Source organism: Bradyrhizobium sp. ORS 375 (genome assembly GCF_000239775.1).
Lineage (GTDB): Bacteria > Pseudomonadota > Alphaproteobacteria > Rhizobiales > Xanthobacteraceae > Bradyrhizobium.
This window is the reverse complement of record NZ_CAFI01000295.1, coordinates 43557-60044: the sequence shown is the minus strand read 5'-3', so window position 1 is coordinate 60044 and position 16488 is coordinate 43557. Positions and strand designations below refer to the sequence as shown.

The following is a 16488-nucleotide window of genomic DNA, read 5'->3' as shown; positions in this document are numbered from 1 at the left end:
GGGGAGGATACGAATGACTGCGATCACGCGCCGCAACATGCTTGCGGGCACGGCAGCAGCCGGCGCACTGGCGCTCACGGGGCAACCCGCCTGGTCGGAGCCGCAATGGAAGAAATATGCCGGCACCAAGCTCGAGGTGATCCTGGCCAAGGGTCCGCGCGGCGACAATCTGCAGAAGAACATCAAGGAATTCACCGCGCTCACCGGCATCGAGGTCGAATCCGAGCAGATCCCCGAGCAGCAGCAGCGGCAGAAGGTCGTGATCGAGCTGTCATCGGGTAAGCCGAGCTTCGACGTGGTTCACTTGAGCTATCACGTGCAGAAGCGTCAGTTCGAGAAGGCCGGCTGGCTTGCCGACATCACCGACATGATGAAGGATCCGAACCTCACGGCGCCGGACCTCGTGCCGACCGATTTCTCCGCCGCGGGGCTGACTTACGCCAGCAACGACAAGGGCCGCATGTTCTCGCTGCCATGGTCGGTCGACTACTTCATCCTCTACTACAACAAGGAGCTGTTCGCGAAGAAGGGCGTCGAGGTGCCGAAGACGCTCGACGAGATGGTCACAGCCGCACAGAAGCTCACCGACCCCAAGGACGGCACCTTCGGCTTCGTCGGCCGCGGCCTGCGCAACGCCAACATGACCTTGTGGACGAACTTCTTCCTGAACTATGGCGGCGAGTTCCTCGACGCCAAGGGCAACATCCTGACCGACGGTCCGGAGGCCATCGAGGCCACCAAGCTTTATCAGAAGCTCCTGACCACCTGCGCGCCTCCGGGCGTGGCCGGCTTCAACTGGATGGAGTCGATGGCCTCGTTTACGCAGGGCCGTTCGGCGATGTGGATCGACGGCGTCGGCTGGGCGCCGCCGCTGGAGGACCCCAACGCTTCGCGCGTCGTCGGCAAGGTCGGCTATACGGTGGTGCCGGCGGGTCCCAAGGGCCAATACTCGGCGACCTATGGCGACGGCATCGGCATTGCCGCGGCGAGCAAGAACAAGGAGGCCGCCTGGCTGCTCTGCCAGTGGCTGGTGTCGAAGCCGCAGGGCGCGCGCCTGGTGCAGGCCGGCGGCGGAGTGCCGTTCCGCAACTCGGTGCTCAACGATGCCGGGATCCAGGGCGGCGTGAAGATGCCGAAGGAGTGGCTGCAGTCGGCGATTGATTCCGGCAAGATCTCGAAGCTCGGCCTGCCGGTCATCATTCCGGTCGCCGAGTTCCGCGACCTCGTCGGCGCGGCGCTGACCGCCACGCTGTCGGGCGCTGATCCCGCGACCGAGCTGAAGAAGGCGCATGAGCAGTTCCGACCGATCCTGGAGCGCAGCGAGAAAGCGTGAGTACGATTGTCGAACAGGCCGGCGCGGCGGCGGAGGCTGCTGCGCCGGAACGTGCGTTGCGGCCGCCGTCCTATTGGCCGTTCGTGGTGCCGGCGCTGGTCACCGTGCTCGCGGTGATCATTTTTCCCTGGCTGTTCACGATCTGGATGAGCTTCCAGGAGTGGAAGGTCGGCACGCCCACGACCTTCGTCGGGCTGTCGAACTACCTGCGGCTGCCGGCTGATCCGCGCTTCGTCGAATCGGTCGGGCACACGCTGTCCTACACGGCGTTATCGGTGCTGCTGCCGCTGGTGCTCGGCACCTTCGCGGCGGTGATCTTTCATGCCCGCTTTCCGGGACGCGGACTTCTGCGCGCCCTGTTCATCATGCCGATGATGGCGACGCCGGTGGCGATCGCGCTGGTATGGACGATGATGTTCCACCCGCAGCTCGGCATCCTGAACTACCTCTTGTCGCTGGTCGGCCTGCCGCCGCAGCTCTGGGTCTTCCACCCCGGCACCGTGATCCCCTCGCTGGTGCTGGTCGAAACCTGGCAATGGACGCCGCTGGTCATGCTGATCGTGCTCGGCGGCATCGCCTCGCTACCGACGGAGCCATATGAAAGTGCGCAGATCGACGGCGCCTCGACCTGGCAGATGTTCCGCTACATCACTTTGCCCTTGATCATGCCGTTCCTGTTCATCGCCGCGATGATCCGCGCCATCGACGCGGTCAAGAGCTTCGACATCATCTTCGCGATCACGCAAGGCGGCCCGGGCTCGGCGTCGGAGACCATCAACCTCTATCTCTACAGCGTCGCCTTCGTCTATTACGACCTCGGCTATGCTTCAGCGATCGCAGTGGTGTTCTTTGCCCTGATCATCGCGCTGACGGCGCTTTTGCTGGTGCTGCGCCGGCGGGCACAGTGGAATGCGCTGGGGAGCGAGACGTGAGCGTGAATACACTCCTCGGCCGGCTCGGCCTCGCGTTCGGCGTCTTCCTGATCGTGTCGCCGGCGATCCTGTTCTTCCTCTGGATGATCTCGCTGTCGGTCAAGTTCGAGGTCGACAACGCCGCCTATCCTCCGGTGTTCTGGCCGGAGCATTTCGCCTGGAAGAACTACACCGACGTGCTGTCGTCGAACCGCTTCTTCACCTACTTCAAGAACAGCCTGCTGGTCACCGGCGGCGCCACCGCTCTGGCGATGCTGGTCGGCGTGCCCGCCGGCTACGGCATCGCCCGGATGGCCGCGCACAAATCGGCGATCGTGATCCTGATCGCGCGCATCACGCCCGGGCTGTCCTATCTGATTCCGCTGTTCCTGCTGTTTCAATGGCTCGGCCTGCTCGGCACCTTGTGGCCGCAGATCATCATCCATCTCGTGGTCACCGTGCCGATCGTGATCTGGATCATGATCGGCTATTTCGAGACGACGCCGATCGAGCTCGAGGAGGCCGCGCGCATCGACGGAGCGACGCGCTGGCAGGTTTTCCGCCACGTGGCATTGCCGGTGGCGAAGCCCGGCCTCGCCGTCGCGTTCATCCTCGCCGTGATCTTCTCGTGGAATAATTTCGTGTTCGGCATCGTGCTGGCGGGCCGCGAGACACGCACATTGCCGGTGGCGGTCTACAACATGATCTCGTTCGATCAGCTGAGCTGGGGCCCGCTCGCGGCGGCGGCGCTGATCGTGACACTACCGGTGCTGCTGCTCACCGTCACAGCACAACGGCAAATCGTTGCCGGACTGACGGCGGGAGCTGTCAAGGGCGGCTGATTATCCCGCTGAGACCGCTCCCCCGCCGCAATCTGAACCGTATTCGATATGCCAAACCAAAGCTGCGGCGAAATGTCGGGGCTGCCTTGGTCGGGCCATGATCTCCCACTTGGTTACCTGAATGGAACCAGGATTCGCGGGTCTGCTTGACGCAGGCGACGAACGTCTCCAAAGGTTTCAACTCGTTTCGGTGCCGGCTTCGTTCCAGCCGAATACATCGCGTGCGCACGATCGACCGGGCGGGATTGGCGCTCCCATCGGTTCGTCGTGCCAATCCATCCCCGGCTGAACGCCCGACCGACGAAAGCTTCATGACGTCCGATCGCGACGCCTCCGCGCCAGACCGATTGACTGCCTTGTTGCAGACAGAGCTGCTCGACTCTCCTCCCGAGCCGGGCTTCGATCGCGTCACACGGCTGACCACTCGGCTGCTGCAGGCGCCGGCCGCGATCATCGCGCTGGTCGACCGCGACCGGCAGTTCTTCAAGAGCTCGATCGGGCTGTGCGAGCCGTGGGCCTCGCAGCGCGAGACGCCGCTGAGCCATTCGTTCTGTCAGCACGTCGTGACCTCCGCCGAGCCGCTCGTGATCGGCGACGCCACGCGGCATCCCCTGGTGAAAGACAATCTCGCGATCCCGAGCCTCGGCGTGATCGCCTATCTCGGCGTGCCGCTGAAGCTGCCGAGCGGCGAGGTGATCGGCGCGCTCTGTGCCATCGATCACGAGCCGCGACAGTGGAGCGAGGACGACATCGCGCAGCTGACCGAGCTCAGCGAGATCGTGATGGACGAGATCGCGCTGCGCACCGAGAACGCGCGGCGGCGGTCGATTGAGCAGCACCAGCGGGTGCTGGTGCATGAGCTCAATCACCGCGTCAAGAATACGCTCGCGCTGGTCGACAGCGTGATCGCGCTCAGCATCCGCGCAGACGCCGCGCTGGCCGAGTTCGGCGAGACGCTGCGCGGCCGCATCGCCGCGCTCACCCGCAGCCACGCGCTGGCGCTGGATCGCGGCCGCGAGGCGATTGCGCTCAACGAGCTGGTCTGTGCCGAGCTGGCGCCGCTGCAGTCGGAGCGTGTCGCCGTCGACGGCCCGATCGTGCAGCTTGCGCCTGGAGTGGCGCTGTACTTGTCGATGGGCCTGCACGAGCTGGTCACCAACGCGGTGAAGTATGGCGCGTTGTCCACCGAGGCCGGGCGGGTGGCGCTGCGGTGGACGCATGCCGACGAACGGCTCAAGCTGTCCTGGCAGGAAAATGGCGGGCCGCCGGTCACCCCGCCCGCCCGCAACGGCTTCGGCTCGCTGCTGTTCGAGCGCATCCTCGGCGCGGCCCTGAAGGGCGAGGTGACGCGCGACTTCGCGCCCGACGGACTGAAGGTCACGTTCGATCTGCCGCTGGCGCCCTGACGAGATCTCAGCCGCGCTGGCCGCGCCGGCGCGTCAGCGTGATCTCGGCGAGGATCGACATCGCAATCTCCTCCGGCGTGATCGCGCCGAGATCGAGTCCGGCCGGCGCCTTGACCCGGTCGAGCCGCATAGTGTCGACGCCGTCCTTGATCAGCTTGCCGCGCAGGCTGTCCATCTTGCGGCGACTGCCGACGAAGGCGTGATAGGCGGCCTCGCAGCCGAGGGCTGAGCGCAAGGCGGCTTCGTCACCCTTGCCCTGCGTCGACACCACGATGAAGCGGCGGCCGCCGGCCAACTGATCCAGCGCAAAGCCGTCGACAAGCCGATCCGCGTCCGGCGTGGCGACGAGGTCGGCAGCCGGCGCCGCAAGGGTCACGTGATAACCAAGCGGCCGCGCCTGCGCCGCGAGCGCGAGCGCCACCGGGCTGGCGCCGAGGATCACCAGCGAGGGATGCGGCAGCACCGGCTCCACGAAGATGTCCATGGTGCCCTTGCTCGGGCACATGTTGGCGGCGAAGCGCACGCCCTCCTTCGTCTCACCGGCTTTGACGCCGAGCTCGGCGAGCAGGTCCTCCGGCTGCACCGACACCATGCGCGGCACGCCGTCGGCCAGCGCCTCGCGCGCCGCCTTCAGCACCGCGCCGCGCGCGCAGCCGCCGCCGATCCAGCCCGCGACGATGCTCCCGTCGGGCCGGATGATCGCCTTGGCGCCCGCCTTGGCCGCGGTGACCGAAACGGTGCGGACCACGGTGGCGAGCACGAAGCTTTCCTCATTGGCCTTCAACTGCGCGGCGAGGTCGAGCATCTCCGTGGACGTCGTCATGGATGAGCTCCTGTTGACGGCATGGCCTCACAACCTCGCCAGATAAGGCTCCAGCGCCGCCAACGAATTCAGCGTATGCGCGGGCGCGTAGAGATCGACATGCGGCAGAGCGGCCTTGATGCCGCGCGCCTCCGGCGCGTAGCCGTCCCAGCCGAGCATCGGATTGAGCCAGACGATGCGGCGGCAGCGGCGTCTCAGTTGGCTCATCTCGCGGCCGAGCAGGTCGGGATCGCCGGTGTCGTAGCCGTCGGAGACGATCATCACGCAGGTGCGCGAATGGATCACGCGCGCGGCGTGCCAGCGGTTGAAGGTCTGCAGGCTCTCGCCGATCCGCGTGCCGCCACCGGCACCCTGCGCCATCATCGAGAGACGGTCGAGCGCCCGCGCCGCGTCGCGCTCCTTCATCGCATCCGAAACGTAGGCCAGCCGGGTGTGAAACAGGAAAGCTTCGGCCTCGCGAAACGCGTCGAGCACGCCATGGATGAAGCGCAGGAACACCGCGGTGTAGGCGCTCATCGAGCCGGAGGCGTCGAGCAGCACCACCAGCCGCAACGGCTTCACCTTGCGGCGGCGATGCACCAGCGCGATCGGCACGCCGCCATGGCTGATGTTGCGATGGATGGTCCGGCGCAGATCGAGGCGCTCGCCCTTGCGGCGCAGTTGATCGCGCCGCGTCAGCCGTGTGCGCATCGCCTTGGCGAGCCGCGCCGCGGCCTCATGCGCCAGCGCGACCTGGTCGGGATCCGCGAGCTTGCGAAAATCGGTGTCGCCGATCGCCTCCACGCGCGAGGCACCTTCGCGAACGCCGTCGCCACCGGTCTCGCGGGGCGCGTCGTCGGTTGCGACCTGATCTGTCGAGCCCTGAGGACCCCTCTCGGCGGCCCGTGCATCCTGCAGGCTCTTCAAGGATGGGCTGTTCGCGGCCCGCGGCGATCCCGATGTGAGGACCCGCGAACGCGCGCGCTTGCCCAGCCAGAACGCATCGAACAGACCGTCGAAGCGCTCCCATTCGCTCTTGCGCGCGGCAAACAGATGCTTGAAGGCGGAGCGTAGCAATCCGGGCTTGGCGGCATAGCCCGCCGCCATCACCGCCGCCGCGTCCTGGCCTTCCGGCAGGCCGACCGCAAAGCCATTGTCGCGCAGCGTTCGGAGGAATGCGCCGAGGCGGCCGGCGACCAGCCGCGCCACAGCGTCCATGTCCTCGTGGTCGGGCGTGGCGCCGCAGCAGCTCATGCGACCTTCCCCAGCAAGCGCGCCGCGACCTCGCGCGTCACGCGCGCGCGGTCCTCGTGCGTCTTCAGCAGGCAGATCAACGTGTCATGGACCACTTCCGGCTGATCTTTGAGATCGCGGATATCGAGCCCGACCAGCGCGGCCGCCCAGTCGAGCGTCTCGGCGACGCCGGGGACCTTGCGCAGTTCCTCCTTGCGCAGGCCCTCGACCATCCGCGCGATCTGCAGCGCGAGCTGCGCGGAGGCGCCGTCGATCCGCGCCAGGATGATGCGGGCCTCGCGGTCGACGTCGGGATAGTCGACATAGTGATACAGGCAGCGCCGGCGCAGCGCGTCGGACAGTTCGCGGGTGCCGTTGGAGGTCAGCACGACATGCGGGATGCTGGTGGCCGTGATGGTGCCGAGTTCTGGGATCGAGACGTGGAAATCGGACAACAGCTCCAGCAGGAACGCTTCGAACTCGTCGTCGGCGCGATCGATCTCGTCGATCAGCAGCACCGGCGGCGTGGCGCGGCGGATCGCGGCGAGCAAGGGACGTTCGAGCAGAAACGTCTCGGAGAAGATCTGGTCCTCGATTGCATCGCCATGGCCACGATGTGCCTCGATGGCGAGCAGCTGACGCTGATAGTTCCACTCATACAGAGAAGAGCTCTGATCGAGACCCTCATAGCATTGCAGCCGGATCAGCTCGGTGCCGTGGACCGCGGCCAGCGCTTTCGCCACCTCGGTCTTGCCGACGCCCGCCTCGCCCTCGAGCAGCAACGGCCGCTTCAACAGCTGCATCAGCGCAATCGCCGTCGCCAGCTCGCCATCGGCGATGTAGCCGCAGGCGGCGAGAGATTGCGCGATGTCGTCGCGGGTTTTCATCTGCGTTCGTTCTCGATCTTACGGCGAACTCGCTGCGTTCCCTCCCCCCTTGTGGGGGAGGGTTAGGGAGGGGGGTGAGCCCAGAGAGCGGTGCGCGTGGGCCCCCCCTCTCCCGCTCCCACAAGGGAGAGAGCCCAGCGAGCAAGCCGATGGGCCGCGAACTCGATCACTCGCCGGCGCGCTTGGCGGCCTTGGTGAACTTCTTCATCACGCGGTCGCGCTTGAGCTTCGACAGATAGTCGATGAACAGCACGCCGTTGAGATGGTCGATCTCATGCTGGATGCAGGTGGCGTAGAGCCCCTCGGCATCCTCCTCGCGAACCACGCCGTCGAGATCGGTGAAGCGCACGCGCACCCGCGCCGGCCGCTCGACCTCCTCGTAATATTCGGGGATCGACAGGCAGCCTTCCTCATAGACCGAGAGCTCATCGGACTTGGCGATGATCTCCGGATTGATGAAGACGCGCGGCTCGCGCTTGGTCTCGCCGCCGGAATCAGGCTTGGCCAGATCCATGGTGATGACGCGCAGCGGTTGCGCGACCTGGATCGCCGCGAGCCCGATGCCGGGCGCGTCGTACATGGTCTGGAACATGTCGTCGACCAGCTGCCGGATGTCCGGCGTGACCTTCTCGACAGGCTTGGACACCAGCCGCAACTGCTTGTCGGGCAGGATGATGATTTCTCTAAGGGACATGGCGCGCGATTTAAGCCCCGGAACAGGCGCGGTCAATCTGATGGCGCGCAGTTAAGACTTTGCTAACCATGAATTTCAACGTCTCGTTAACCATGTTTCTTAACCGGCCCTTAACCACAAATGTTCTCTCTTCGTTCGCGACGCTTCGCGAATCGGATAGACGGGGGTGATGACTGCCAGCCCATCGCTGAATCCTGCGCTCAATTCTGCGCTCAATCCTGTCGTCGTCATGATCGGCGACCTGCCCGTGCGCGCCAGCGACGCGCTGATCGGGTTTGGCGTGCTGGTGCTGCTGCTGCTGGTGACGATCGGCCTTGCGGTGGCCCGGTCCGGACGGCGGAGCTCGGAGCTCGCCGCCCAGCAGGCGCTGCGCACCGAGGAGATCGAACAGCGGTTCGGCGAGATGATCCGGGTGCAGAGCGAGGCGTCCGGCCGGGTCGACGCGATGGCGCAGCTGCTCGCCGGGCGGCAGGTGGATCTCGCCCGCAGCGTCAACGAGCGGCTCGATGCCGTCACCCATCGCGTCGGCCAGTCGATGGAGCAGACCACGCGCCACACGATGGATTCGCTGCGCGTGCTGCACGAACGCCTCGGAATCATCGACAATGCGCACCGCGATCTCAGCGAGCTGACGACGCAGGTCTCCACGTTGCGCGACGTGCTCGCCAACAAGCAGTCGCGCGGCGCCTTCGGCCAGGCGCGGATGGAGGCGATCGTGCAGGACGGACTGCCGAAGGGCAGCTACGCGTTCCAATACACGCTCGCCAGCGGCAAGCGACCGGACTGCGTCGTGTTCCTGCCCGACACCAAGCCGCTGTGCATTGACGCAAAATTTCCGCTGGAGGCCGTGACCGCGCTGCACGAGGCGGAGACCGACGAGGAGAAACGCGCGGCCGCCCAGCGCCTGCGCACCGATGTGCTGCGCCACGTCAACGACATCGCCGAGAAGTATCTCGTGGTCGGCGAGACCCAGGACACGGCGCTGATGTTCGTGCCGTCAGAGTCTGTTTATGCCGAGATCCATGACGGCTTCGATGACATCATCCAGAAGGCCTATCGCGCCCGCGTCGTGCTGGTGTCGCCGTCGCTGCTGATGCTCGCGATCCAGGTCATGCAGCAGATCATGAAGGACGCCCGGATCCGCGATGCCGCCGACCAGATCCGCAACGAGGTGATCCATCTCGGCGACGACCTCGGCCGCCTGCGCGAGCGCGTGCTCAAGCTGCAGAAGCACTTTGGCGACGTCGGCGAGGACATCCGCCAGATCCTGATCTCCGCCGACAAGATCGAGAAACGCGCCGCGCGGATCGAGGAGCTGGATTTCAGCAAGCAGGACACCGCGATGGAGTCGCCGCGCATCGCGCCGGCTGCGGGCACGACGCCGGACCTGTTTCCGCTGGCGGGGCGGATGCAGGCGGGGGAGTGATGGCGGCATCGCGACAGCCGCGCAAATCTGCTACCACCCGGTCATGACCGCACCTGACGCGACATCCGACCTCGCAGCGACCGCTGCAAAGCCTAACGCCAAGCCCGCGCCGACCTGGCGCGAGAGCATGGCCGTGTACCTGCAGCCGCGCGTGCTCGTGGTGCTGTTCCTCGGCTTCTCCTCCGGGCTGCCGCTGGCGCTGTCGGGCTCGACCCTGCAGATCTGGATGCGCGAGCTCGGGGTCGATCTCGGCACCATCGGGCTGTTCGCGCTGGTCGGCACGCCCTACACGCTGAAATTCCTGTGGGCGCCGCTGGTCGACGCATTGCATGTGCCGCTGCTGACGCGCGCGTTCGGGCGGCGGCGCGGCTGGCTGGTGTTCGCGCAACTGCTGCTGATCGCGGCGATCCTGCTGTTGGCGCTGACCGACCCGGCACATGCGCCGTTCATGGTGGCGCTGGCCGCGCTGCTGGTCGCCGCGATGTCGTCGACGCAGGACATTGTGGTCGACGCCTTCCGTGTGGAGAGCCTGCCGGAGAGCGAACAGGCCGCCGGCATGGCCGCCTATGTCGCCGCCTATCGGATCGGCATGCTGGTCTCGACCGCCGGCGCGCTGGTCGTGGTCAGCGGCTTCGAGAGTTCGGGACTGACGCGCCCGGCGTCCTGGATGTGGGGCTATGTCGTGATGGCGGCGCTGGTGCTGATCGGCACGATTACAGCGCTGGCCGCGACCGAACCTGCTCAGTCGAAGCAGGCCGAAGCCGCGATGGGCGCCGACACTGCCCTCGCCCGCGTGGCGCATGCCGCTGCCGGCGCCTTCCTGGAATTCCTCGGCCGGCGCGACGCACTCGCTGCGCTCGCCTTCGTCGTGCTGTTCAAGTTCACCGACGCCTTCTCCGGCACGATGACCGCGCCGTTCGTGATCGATCTCGGCTTCACCAAGGTCGACTATGCTGCGATCGTGAAGGGCGTCGGCCTCGCCGCCACGCTCGCCGGCGGCTTTGCCGGCGGCTTCGTCGCGCGGCGCTATTCGCTCGCCACCAGCCTGTGGATCGGCGGTGTCGTGCAGGCGCTCGCGAACCTGTCGTTCTCCTGGCTCGCGGTGGTCGGCGTCAATCAATGGGCGCTGGCGCTGGCGATCTCGGCGGAGAACTTCACCAGCGCGATCGGCACGGTGATCTTCGTCGCCTATCTCTCGGCCCTATGTCAGAACCCGCTGCATACCGCGACCCAATATGCGCTGCTCACCGCCCTCGCCGCCGTCGGCCGCACCTATCTGTCGTCGGGCGCAGGCTATGTGGCGAAGGCGACCGGCTGGCCGCTGTTCTTCGTGATCTGCGTGCTGGTGGCGATCCCGAGCCTCGTGCTGCTGGCGTGGCTGCAGCGGCGCGGGCATTTCGATGAATTGGGGCCGGTAAGGGTCTAGCTGTCGCCTAGAGCTAGACTGTCATCCTCCGCGAAGGCAGGTGATTCAGTCTTCCAGAGAGGTCTGCGAACGACCGAGCGGCCGCGGCGTACCGGATCGCCCGGTCAAGCCGGACCATGACGGCGGCGATTGTGGCGCTGCATGCGAGTGAACGCGCGCAGCGGCTCTTACCGCTTCACCAGGCTCCACTTGGTCACGACGGCCTCGCTCATCTGCCCGGCATCCTGGGCACAGGCGATCTCGTCGACCTTGACGGCGATCTGCTTGCCGAGCAGGCCCTTCAACTGCGAGGCCTGCGCGGGGTTCGCGGTGACCAGCTGGAACGTCTCGGGGCCAGTCTCGAGATTGCACAGGCCGCTCGGCGGCGGCAGGCGGCGCGGCTCGCTGGTGATCTGATAGGCGGCAGAGGGCTGGCCAGGCTTCGCCCCTTTGACCTTCAGCGCGGTCAACTCACCCGACAGCACGTCGCCGGCGTTGAGCGGCTTGCCGGCCTTCTGCGGCGCTTCGCCCTGCTGGGCAAGCACGGAGGGTGCCGAGAGCGCCACCCAGATCGCGCCCAAAGCCAGCCGTTTGCCGAATCCGCGGTTCGTCATCATTCACTTCCGTCTGTGCTTAGAACAAGGTCCGCTGCCGCATCGCGGCCGAGAGCGTGCCTTCGTCGAGATAGTCGAGCTCGCCGCCGACCGGCACGCCATGCGCCAGCCGCGTGACCTTGACGTTCGCCTCCTGCAGGAGGTCGGTGATGTAGTGCGCGGTGGTCTGGCCATCGACCGTGGCGTTCAGCGCAAGGATGATCTCCTGCACCTCCGGCGCATGCGCGCGCTGCACCAGCGCGTCGATGGTGAGATCCTGCGGACCGACGCCATCGAGCGGCGACAAGGTGCCGCCGAGCACGTGATAGCGGCCGTTGCTGGCCTTGGCGCGCTCCAGCGCCCAGAGATCGGCGACATCGGCGACGACCACGATCATCGCGGGATCGCGCCGCGGATCCGTGCACACCGTGCAGGGGCTCTGCGTGTCGATGTTGCCGCAGGTCTTGCAGACCTGGATGCGGTCGATCGCGACCTGCAGCGCCGACGCGAGCGGCACCATCAGCGCCTCGCGCTTCTTGATCAGATGCAAGGCAGCACGCCGCGCCGAGCGCGGCCCGAGACCGGGCAGACGCGCAAGCAGCTGGATCAGGCGCTCGATTTCAGGACCGGCGACAGCCATCAGGTCAGCAACATCTGGAGCAAGGAACGACGGCAGTCTCGATCTACCTCTCCCCGGCGGGGAGAGGTCGCGCCGCAGGCGCGGGTGAGGGGGTTTTCCGCAACCGAGAGACCTAAGGCCCTCACCCGGATTGCATCTGGCGATGCAATCCGACCTCTCCCTTCGGGAGAGGTGAACCCCATCTGCTGCGCCAGCAAGCCGAAACCCGTCATGAACTAACCGAAGCCGAAGCCGGGCGGCAGGCCGAGCTTGCCGGTGATGGCCTGCATCTTCTCCTGCATCGCGGCTTCCGCCTTGCGCCGCGCGTCGCCATGCGCCGTGACCAGGAGATCCTCGAGGATCTCGGACTCCTCCGGCTTCAAGAGCGACGGATCGATCTTGATGGACTTGACGTCCATCTTGGCAGTCATGCGGACGGCGACCAGACCGCCGCCGGAAATGCCCTCGACCTCGAGATTGCCGAGCTCCGCCTGCATCTCCTGCATCTTCGATTGCAGCTGTGCCGCCTGTTTCATCATGCCGAGAAAGTCAGCCATCGGAGCACCTCGTCATCAGTGTTTTTGTTGAGCATGATCTTTCGGAAAACCGGTTCCCACTTTCCGCATCATGCTCTTAGAAGTCTTCATCAGAATCGGACTCGTCCGGCGGCTCGACAGGACTGGCGTCCGATTCGGGCGGCTCGGGGGCGAGCCGGCGCACTTCGACCACCTTGGTACCGGGGAACCGCGCAAGGATCTCCTGCACGCGCGGGTCAGCTTCCGCAGCGGCCTCGCGCTCGTTCTTGGCGCGCAGGTTCTGCTCGCGCAAGGTAGGCTGTCCCTGCTCGTTGGAGACGATCACGGTCCAGCGCCGGCCGGTCCAGTCCTCGAGCTTGCGCCCGAGGTCGGAGACAAGCGAGCGCTGCGCAGTCCGTTCCAGCGCGATCTCCAGACGGCCCTCCTCGAAGCGGACCAGCCGCACGTCCATCTCGAGCGCGCTCTTGGTGATGAGGTCGCGATTCTTGCCGGCGAGCGCAACCAGCTCTTGGAAGCTCGCCAGCCGCAGCGCCGGCTGGTCCTGTGATGCCGGCGAGGGTTGCGACGCCATCGCCTGCGGGCGCATGCCGCCGCCAACAGCAGCGAGCGTCGGACCTTGCGCGCGCGGCGCCTGTATCGGCGCCGAGCTCATGACCGGCGGCGCTGCCGCGCTCATGCTGGGCGCCGGCGCAGAGCGCCCGCCGCCGTTGGTGACCACCGGTGCTCCGCCGCCATTCTGGTCGATCATGCGGATGGCTTCGTCGGGCGTCGGCAGATCGGCCGCATAGGCGATGCGCACCAGCACCATCTCGGCGGCCGCCGCGGGACGCGTCGCGCCTTGCGTCTCGGCAATGCCCTTGAGCAGCATCTGCCACATCCGGGACAGCACGCGCATCGACAGCTTGGTCGCGAAATCACGCGCGCGCAGACGCTCGGTTTCGCTGAAGGCGACGTTGTCGGCGGTGGCCGGAACGACCTTCACTCGGGTGACGAAGTTCACGAACTCGGCGAGATCCGACAGCACGACCACCGGATCGGCGCCGACGTCGTATTGCTCGCGAAATTCCTTGAACGCCGCCGCAATGTCGCCGCTGGCGAGATGATGAAACAGGTCGATGACGCGGGTACGGTCGGCGAGGCCCAGCATCTGCCGGACATCGTCAGCCCGAACCTCCCCCGCGCTGTGCGCGATCGCCTGGTCGAGCAGCGACAACGAATCGCGCACCGAGCCTTCGGCGGCGCGCGCGATGATGCCGAGCGCCTCGGGCTCGATCGTCACGCCTTCCTTGGTCGCGATGCCGGCGAGGTGCTTCATCAGCACGTCGGCCTCGACGCGGCGCAGATCGAACCGCTGGCAGCGCGACAGCACCGTCACCGGCACCTTGCGGATCTCGGTGGTGGCGAACACGAATTTCGCGTGCTCCGGCGGCTCCTCCAACGTCTTGAGGAAGGCGTTGAACGCCGCCGTCGACAGCATGTGGACTTCGTCGATGATGTAGACCTTGTAGCGCGCGCTGGCCGGCGCGTAGCGCACACTGTCATTGATCTGGCGGACGTCGTCGACGCCGGTATGCGACGCCGCATCCATCTCCAGGATGTCCATGTGCCGGCTTTCCATGATCGCCTGGCAATGGGTGCCGAGCACCGGCATGTGGATGGTCGGGCCCTTCACCGAGCCGTCAGGCAGCTCGTAATTCAAGGCACGGGCGAGGATGCGGGCGGTCGTCGTCTTGCCGACGCCGCGGACGCCGGTGAGGATCCAAGCCTGCGGAATGCGGCCGGTCTCGAACGCGTTCGAGACCGTGCGCACGACGGCCTCCTGGCCGATCAGATCCGCGAAGCTGGAGGGGCGGTATTTGCGCGCCAGCACCCGGTAGGGCTTGGCGGGAGCGTCGGCGCTGTCGGGCGGAAGAGGTGGGGCGCCAGCGTCAGTCATCGAGCGATCCGCAAGTGAGTATTCCAGATCGGCATCGATCGCGATCGTACCCGCAATCAGCCGAAGTGCGGTCGAGCGCCCGCCCTGCGCGGGGTCCCCGCCAACTTTGCGCGATTCGCTCGAGAAAACAGGTAGGAGACTGACGAGCGACCCGATCCGGACCTCGTTAGGGCTGCTTCCTTCCGGACCTGACCCGGTTGGCGAGTGGCTCGTCCACCGCCAATCTCCCGCTGCCTATTTGGGGCCAAACGGTCCGGAAAGCAAGCGCGAGCTTTGCCGGTCCTGCCCACTGCGCCGCGGGCTTGTGCCGCAGCTTGGAAAGGCTTTAGGTGCCGTCGAGCTCCCCGCCCGACCGTCCTGCCAGGAACCCGCCGCATGCCCGAATCAGCCTGGTCGCTGCATCCGCAACTTGCGAAGGACACCATCAATATCGGCGACCTGCCGCTGTCGCGCGTACTGGTGATCAAGGACGCCAACTATCCGTGGCTTTTGCTGGTGCCGCGGCGCGAGGGCGCGGTCGAGATCATCGATCTCGACGAGGTCGCCCAGGCGCAGCTGATGACCGAGATCACACGGGTGTCACGGGCCATCAAAGAGATCACCAAATGCGACAAGCTCAACGTCGCCGCGCTCGGCAACATGGTGCCGCAGCTGCACATCCACATCATCGCCCGCCGCACCAGTGACGTCGCCTGGCCACGTCCGGTGTGGGGCGTCGCGCCGCCTGTGCCGCACGACGCGCAGGAGGTTGAGAGCTTCATCAGCGCCGTCAGGCGCAAGATCTGGTTAGGGTGAAAGATGTCGCCATTCGACTTGTTTCCGCTGGGCAAGCCGGCCTTCGTCGGCCATCCGATCGAGCGCGCCGCCCATCTGCGCTTCCATGACGACAAGCTGCTCGCGTTCGAGGGCAAGCCGTCGACCCGCGCCTATGTCGTGCATCGCGATTCCCTGGTGCTGAAGCGTGATGGCGAGCAGTTGCGCGCGCTGCTGTCGCTCGACGAGGCGCTCGGCTTCGGCGCCAATCCGGGCACGATCTTCCTGGGGCTGCAGGACGGCGCCGCCGTGTTCGGCATGGGCATCTCGCCGGCCGCGGTCGAGAAGCTCGCCGGCCGCGACGACGTGGCGGTCACCGAGCTGCGCGGCATGGCGATGCAAGGCGCGATCCCGGTCGACCAGCTCGCGACGATCGCGATGGCCAAGTCCCTGGTGTCGTGGCATCAGCGCCACGGCTTCTGCGCCAATTGCGGCACCAAGACCGCGATGCGCGAGGGCGGCTGGAAGCGCGAATGTCCGAGCTGCAAGACCGAGCATTTCCCGCGCACCGACCCTGTGGTGATCTCGCTGGTCGCTTCCGGCGACAAGTGCCTGCTCGGCCGGCAGAAGCAGTTTCCGGCCGGGATGTACTCCTGCCTCGCCGGCTTCGTCGAAGCGGCCGAGACCATCGAGGACGCCGTTCGCCGCGAGGTGTTCGAGGAATCCGGCATCCGCTGCACGGACGTCACCTATTACATGACGCAGCCCTGGCCTTATCCCTCGTCACTGATGATCGGCTGCAGCGCGCGGGCGCTGAACGAGGACATCGTCATCGATCGCACCGAGCTCGAGGACGTCCGCTGGTTCAGCCGCGACGAGGCCCGGCTGATGCTGCAACGGCAGCACCCGGACGGACTGGCGGGCCCGCATCCCTTTGCGATCGCCCACCATCTGGTCGGCCGCTGGCTGAAGGACGGGGCATAAAGGGTACCAAGAGACCGTCACCGAGCCCAGTTCGCTTCTTGCCTGCCACCGTGCCGAGGGTCTGAACGGCCGATCCTTGCTTTGGAACGATTTTCTCTATATGAGGGTTTCCTGACCCTCATATGGAA

General features: G+C 66.3%; 16 protein-coding genes and 1 other RNA gene. 8 read left to right on the top strand and 9 right to left on the bottom strand.

Annotated elements, in window-relative coordinates; all coding sequences use genetic code 11:
* The first annotated feature begins 13 nt into the window (after positions 1 to 13).
* From BRAO375_RS21375 to BRAO375_RS21360, 4 genes are all read left to right on the top strand, one after another.
* Entirely contained in the window at positions 14 to 1333 is a 1320-nt protein-coding gene (locus BRAO375_RS21375) for an ABC transporter substrate-binding protein (RefSeq protein ID WP_009029520.1), read from the top strand.
* Positions 1330 to 2265 carry a carbohydrate ABC transporter permease gene (locus BRAO375_RS21370; protein WP_009029519.1) on the top strand — a complete coding sequence of 312 codons (936 nt, stop codon included), beginning with the start codon at positions 1330 to 1332 and terminating at the stop codon, positions 2263 to 2265. Before BRAO375_RS21375 ends, BRAO375_RS21370 begins: the two co-directional genes overlap by 4 nt.
* A complete protein-coding gene (locus BRAO375_RS21365) occupies positions 2262 to 3086 on the top strand; it encodes a carbohydrate ABC transporter permease (protein WP_006609281.1) in 825 nt (274 codons plus the stop codon). Before BRAO375_RS21370 ends, BRAO375_RS21365 begins: the two co-directional genes overlap by 4 nt.
* Positions 3087 to 3397: 311 nt before the next feature.
* Positions 3398 to 4492, top strand: a complete 1095-nt coding sequence (locus BRAO375_RS21360) for an HWE histidine kinase domain-containing protein (protein ID WP_009029518.1) — start codon at positions 3398 to 3400, stop codon at positions 4490 to 4492.
* Positions 4493 to 4499: 7 nt separating this feature from the next.
* Here the strand turns inward: BRAO375_RS21360 and BRAO375_RS21355 are convergent, their stop codons facing one another.
* The 4 genes from BRAO375_RS21355 to def all read right to left on the bottom strand — a co-directional run bounded on the left by BRAO375_RS21355 (position 4500) and on the right by def (position 8108).
* Entirely contained in the window at positions 4500 to 5315 is an 816-nt protein-coding gene (locus BRAO375_RS21355) for an XdhC family protein (RefSeq protein WP_009029517.1), read from the bottom strand.
* A gap of 27 nt (positions 5316 to 5342) precedes the next feature.
* Positions 5343 to 6548: a vWA domain-containing protein gene (locus BRAO375_RS21350; RefSeq protein ID WP_009029516.1), complete on the bottom strand. Its 1206-nt coding sequence runs from the start codon at positions 6546 to 6548 to the stop codon at positions 5343 to 5345.
* A complete protein-coding gene (locus BRAO375_RS21345) occupies positions 6545 to 7414 on the bottom strand; it encodes an AAA family ATPase (RefSeq protein ID WP_009029515.1) in 870 nt (289 codons plus the stop codon). Before BRAO375_RS21345 ends, BRAO375_RS21350 begins: the two co-directional genes overlap by 4 nt.
* A gap of 166 nt (positions 7415 to 7580) precedes the next feature.
* Entirely contained in the window at positions 7581 to 8108 is a 528-nt protein-coding gene (gene def, locus BRAO375_RS21340; RefSeq protein ID WP_009029514.1) for a peptide deformylase, read from the bottom strand.
* A 169-nt stretch (positions 8109 to 8277) separates the two neighbouring features.
* Here def and BRAO375_RS21335 point away from each other — a divergent pair, with 169 nt between their 5' ends.
* On the top strand, positions 8278 to 9534 hold the full coding sequence (locus BRAO375_RS21335) for a DNA recombination protein RmuC (protein ID WP_009029513.1): 1257 nt from the start codon (positions 8278 to 8280) through the stop codon (positions 9532 to 9534).
* 43 nt (positions 9535 to 9577) lie between these two features.
* Positions 9578 to 10960 carry an AmpG family muropeptide MFS transporter gene (locus tag BRAO375_RS21330; RefSeq protein WP_009029512.1) on the top strand — a complete coding sequence of 461 codons (1383 nt, stop codon included), beginning with the start codon at positions 9578 to 9580 and terminating at the stop codon, positions 10958 to 10960.
* 167 nt (positions 10961 to 11127) lie between these two features.
* On the opposite strand, the gene BRAO375_RS21325 is transcribed toward BRAO375_RS21330, so the two are convergent.
* From BRAO375_RS21325 to ffs, 5 genes are all read right to left on the bottom strand, one after another.
* Positions 11128 to 11553 (bottom strand): hypothetical protein, encoded by a 426-nt coding sequence (locus BRAO375_RS21325; RefSeq protein WP_009029511.1) that lies wholly within the window; start codon positions 11551 to 11553, stop codon positions 11128 to 11130.
* A 19-nt stretch (positions 11554 to 11572) separates the two neighbouring features.
* Positions 11573 to 12172, bottom strand: a complete 600-nt coding sequence (gene recR / locus BRAO375_RS21320) for a recombination mediator RecR (protein ID WP_006609565.1) — start codon at positions 12170 to 12172, stop codon at positions 11573 to 11575.
* A 215-nt stretch (positions 12173 to 12387) separates the two neighbouring features.
* Positions 12388 to 12708 (bottom strand): YbaB/EbfC family nucleoid-associated protein, encoded by a 321-nt coding sequence (locus BRAO375_RS21315; RefSeq protein ID WP_009029510.1) that lies wholly within the window; start codon positions 12706 to 12708, stop codon positions 12388 to 12390.
* A gap of 76 nt (positions 12709 to 12784) precedes the next feature.
* Positions 12785 to 14623 (bottom strand): DNA polymerase III subunit gamma/tau, encoded by a 1839-nt coding sequence (locus tag BRAO375_RS21310; protein ID WP_009029509.1) that lies wholly within the window; start codon positions 14621 to 14623, stop codon positions 12785 to 12787.
* A gap of 131 nt (positions 14624 to 14754) precedes the next feature.
* An RNA gene (gene ffs, locus BRAO375_RS35865) (signal recognition particle sRNA small type) lies at positions 14755 to 14851 on the bottom strand.
* 147 nt (positions 14852 to 14998) lie between these two features.
* On the opposite strand from ffs, the gene BRAO375_RS21305 reads away from it, so the two are divergent.
* Both BRAO375_RS21305 and nudC read left to right on the top strand, forming a co-directional pair.
* On the top strand, positions 14999 to 15418 hold the full coding sequence (locus tag BRAO375_RS21305; protein ID WP_009029508.1) for an HIT domain-containing protein: 420 nt from the start codon (positions 14999 to 15001) through the stop codon (positions 15416 to 15418).
* A gap of 3 nt (positions 15419 to 15421) precedes the next feature.
* Positions 15422 to 16360 carry an NAD(+) diphosphatase gene (nudC, locus tag BRAO375_RS21300; protein WP_009029507.1) on the top strand — a complete coding sequence of 313 codons (939 nt, stop codon included), beginning with the start codon at positions 15422 to 15424 and terminating at the stop codon, positions 16358 to 16360.
* The last annotated feature ends 128 nt before the right edge of the window (positions 16361 to 16488 follow it).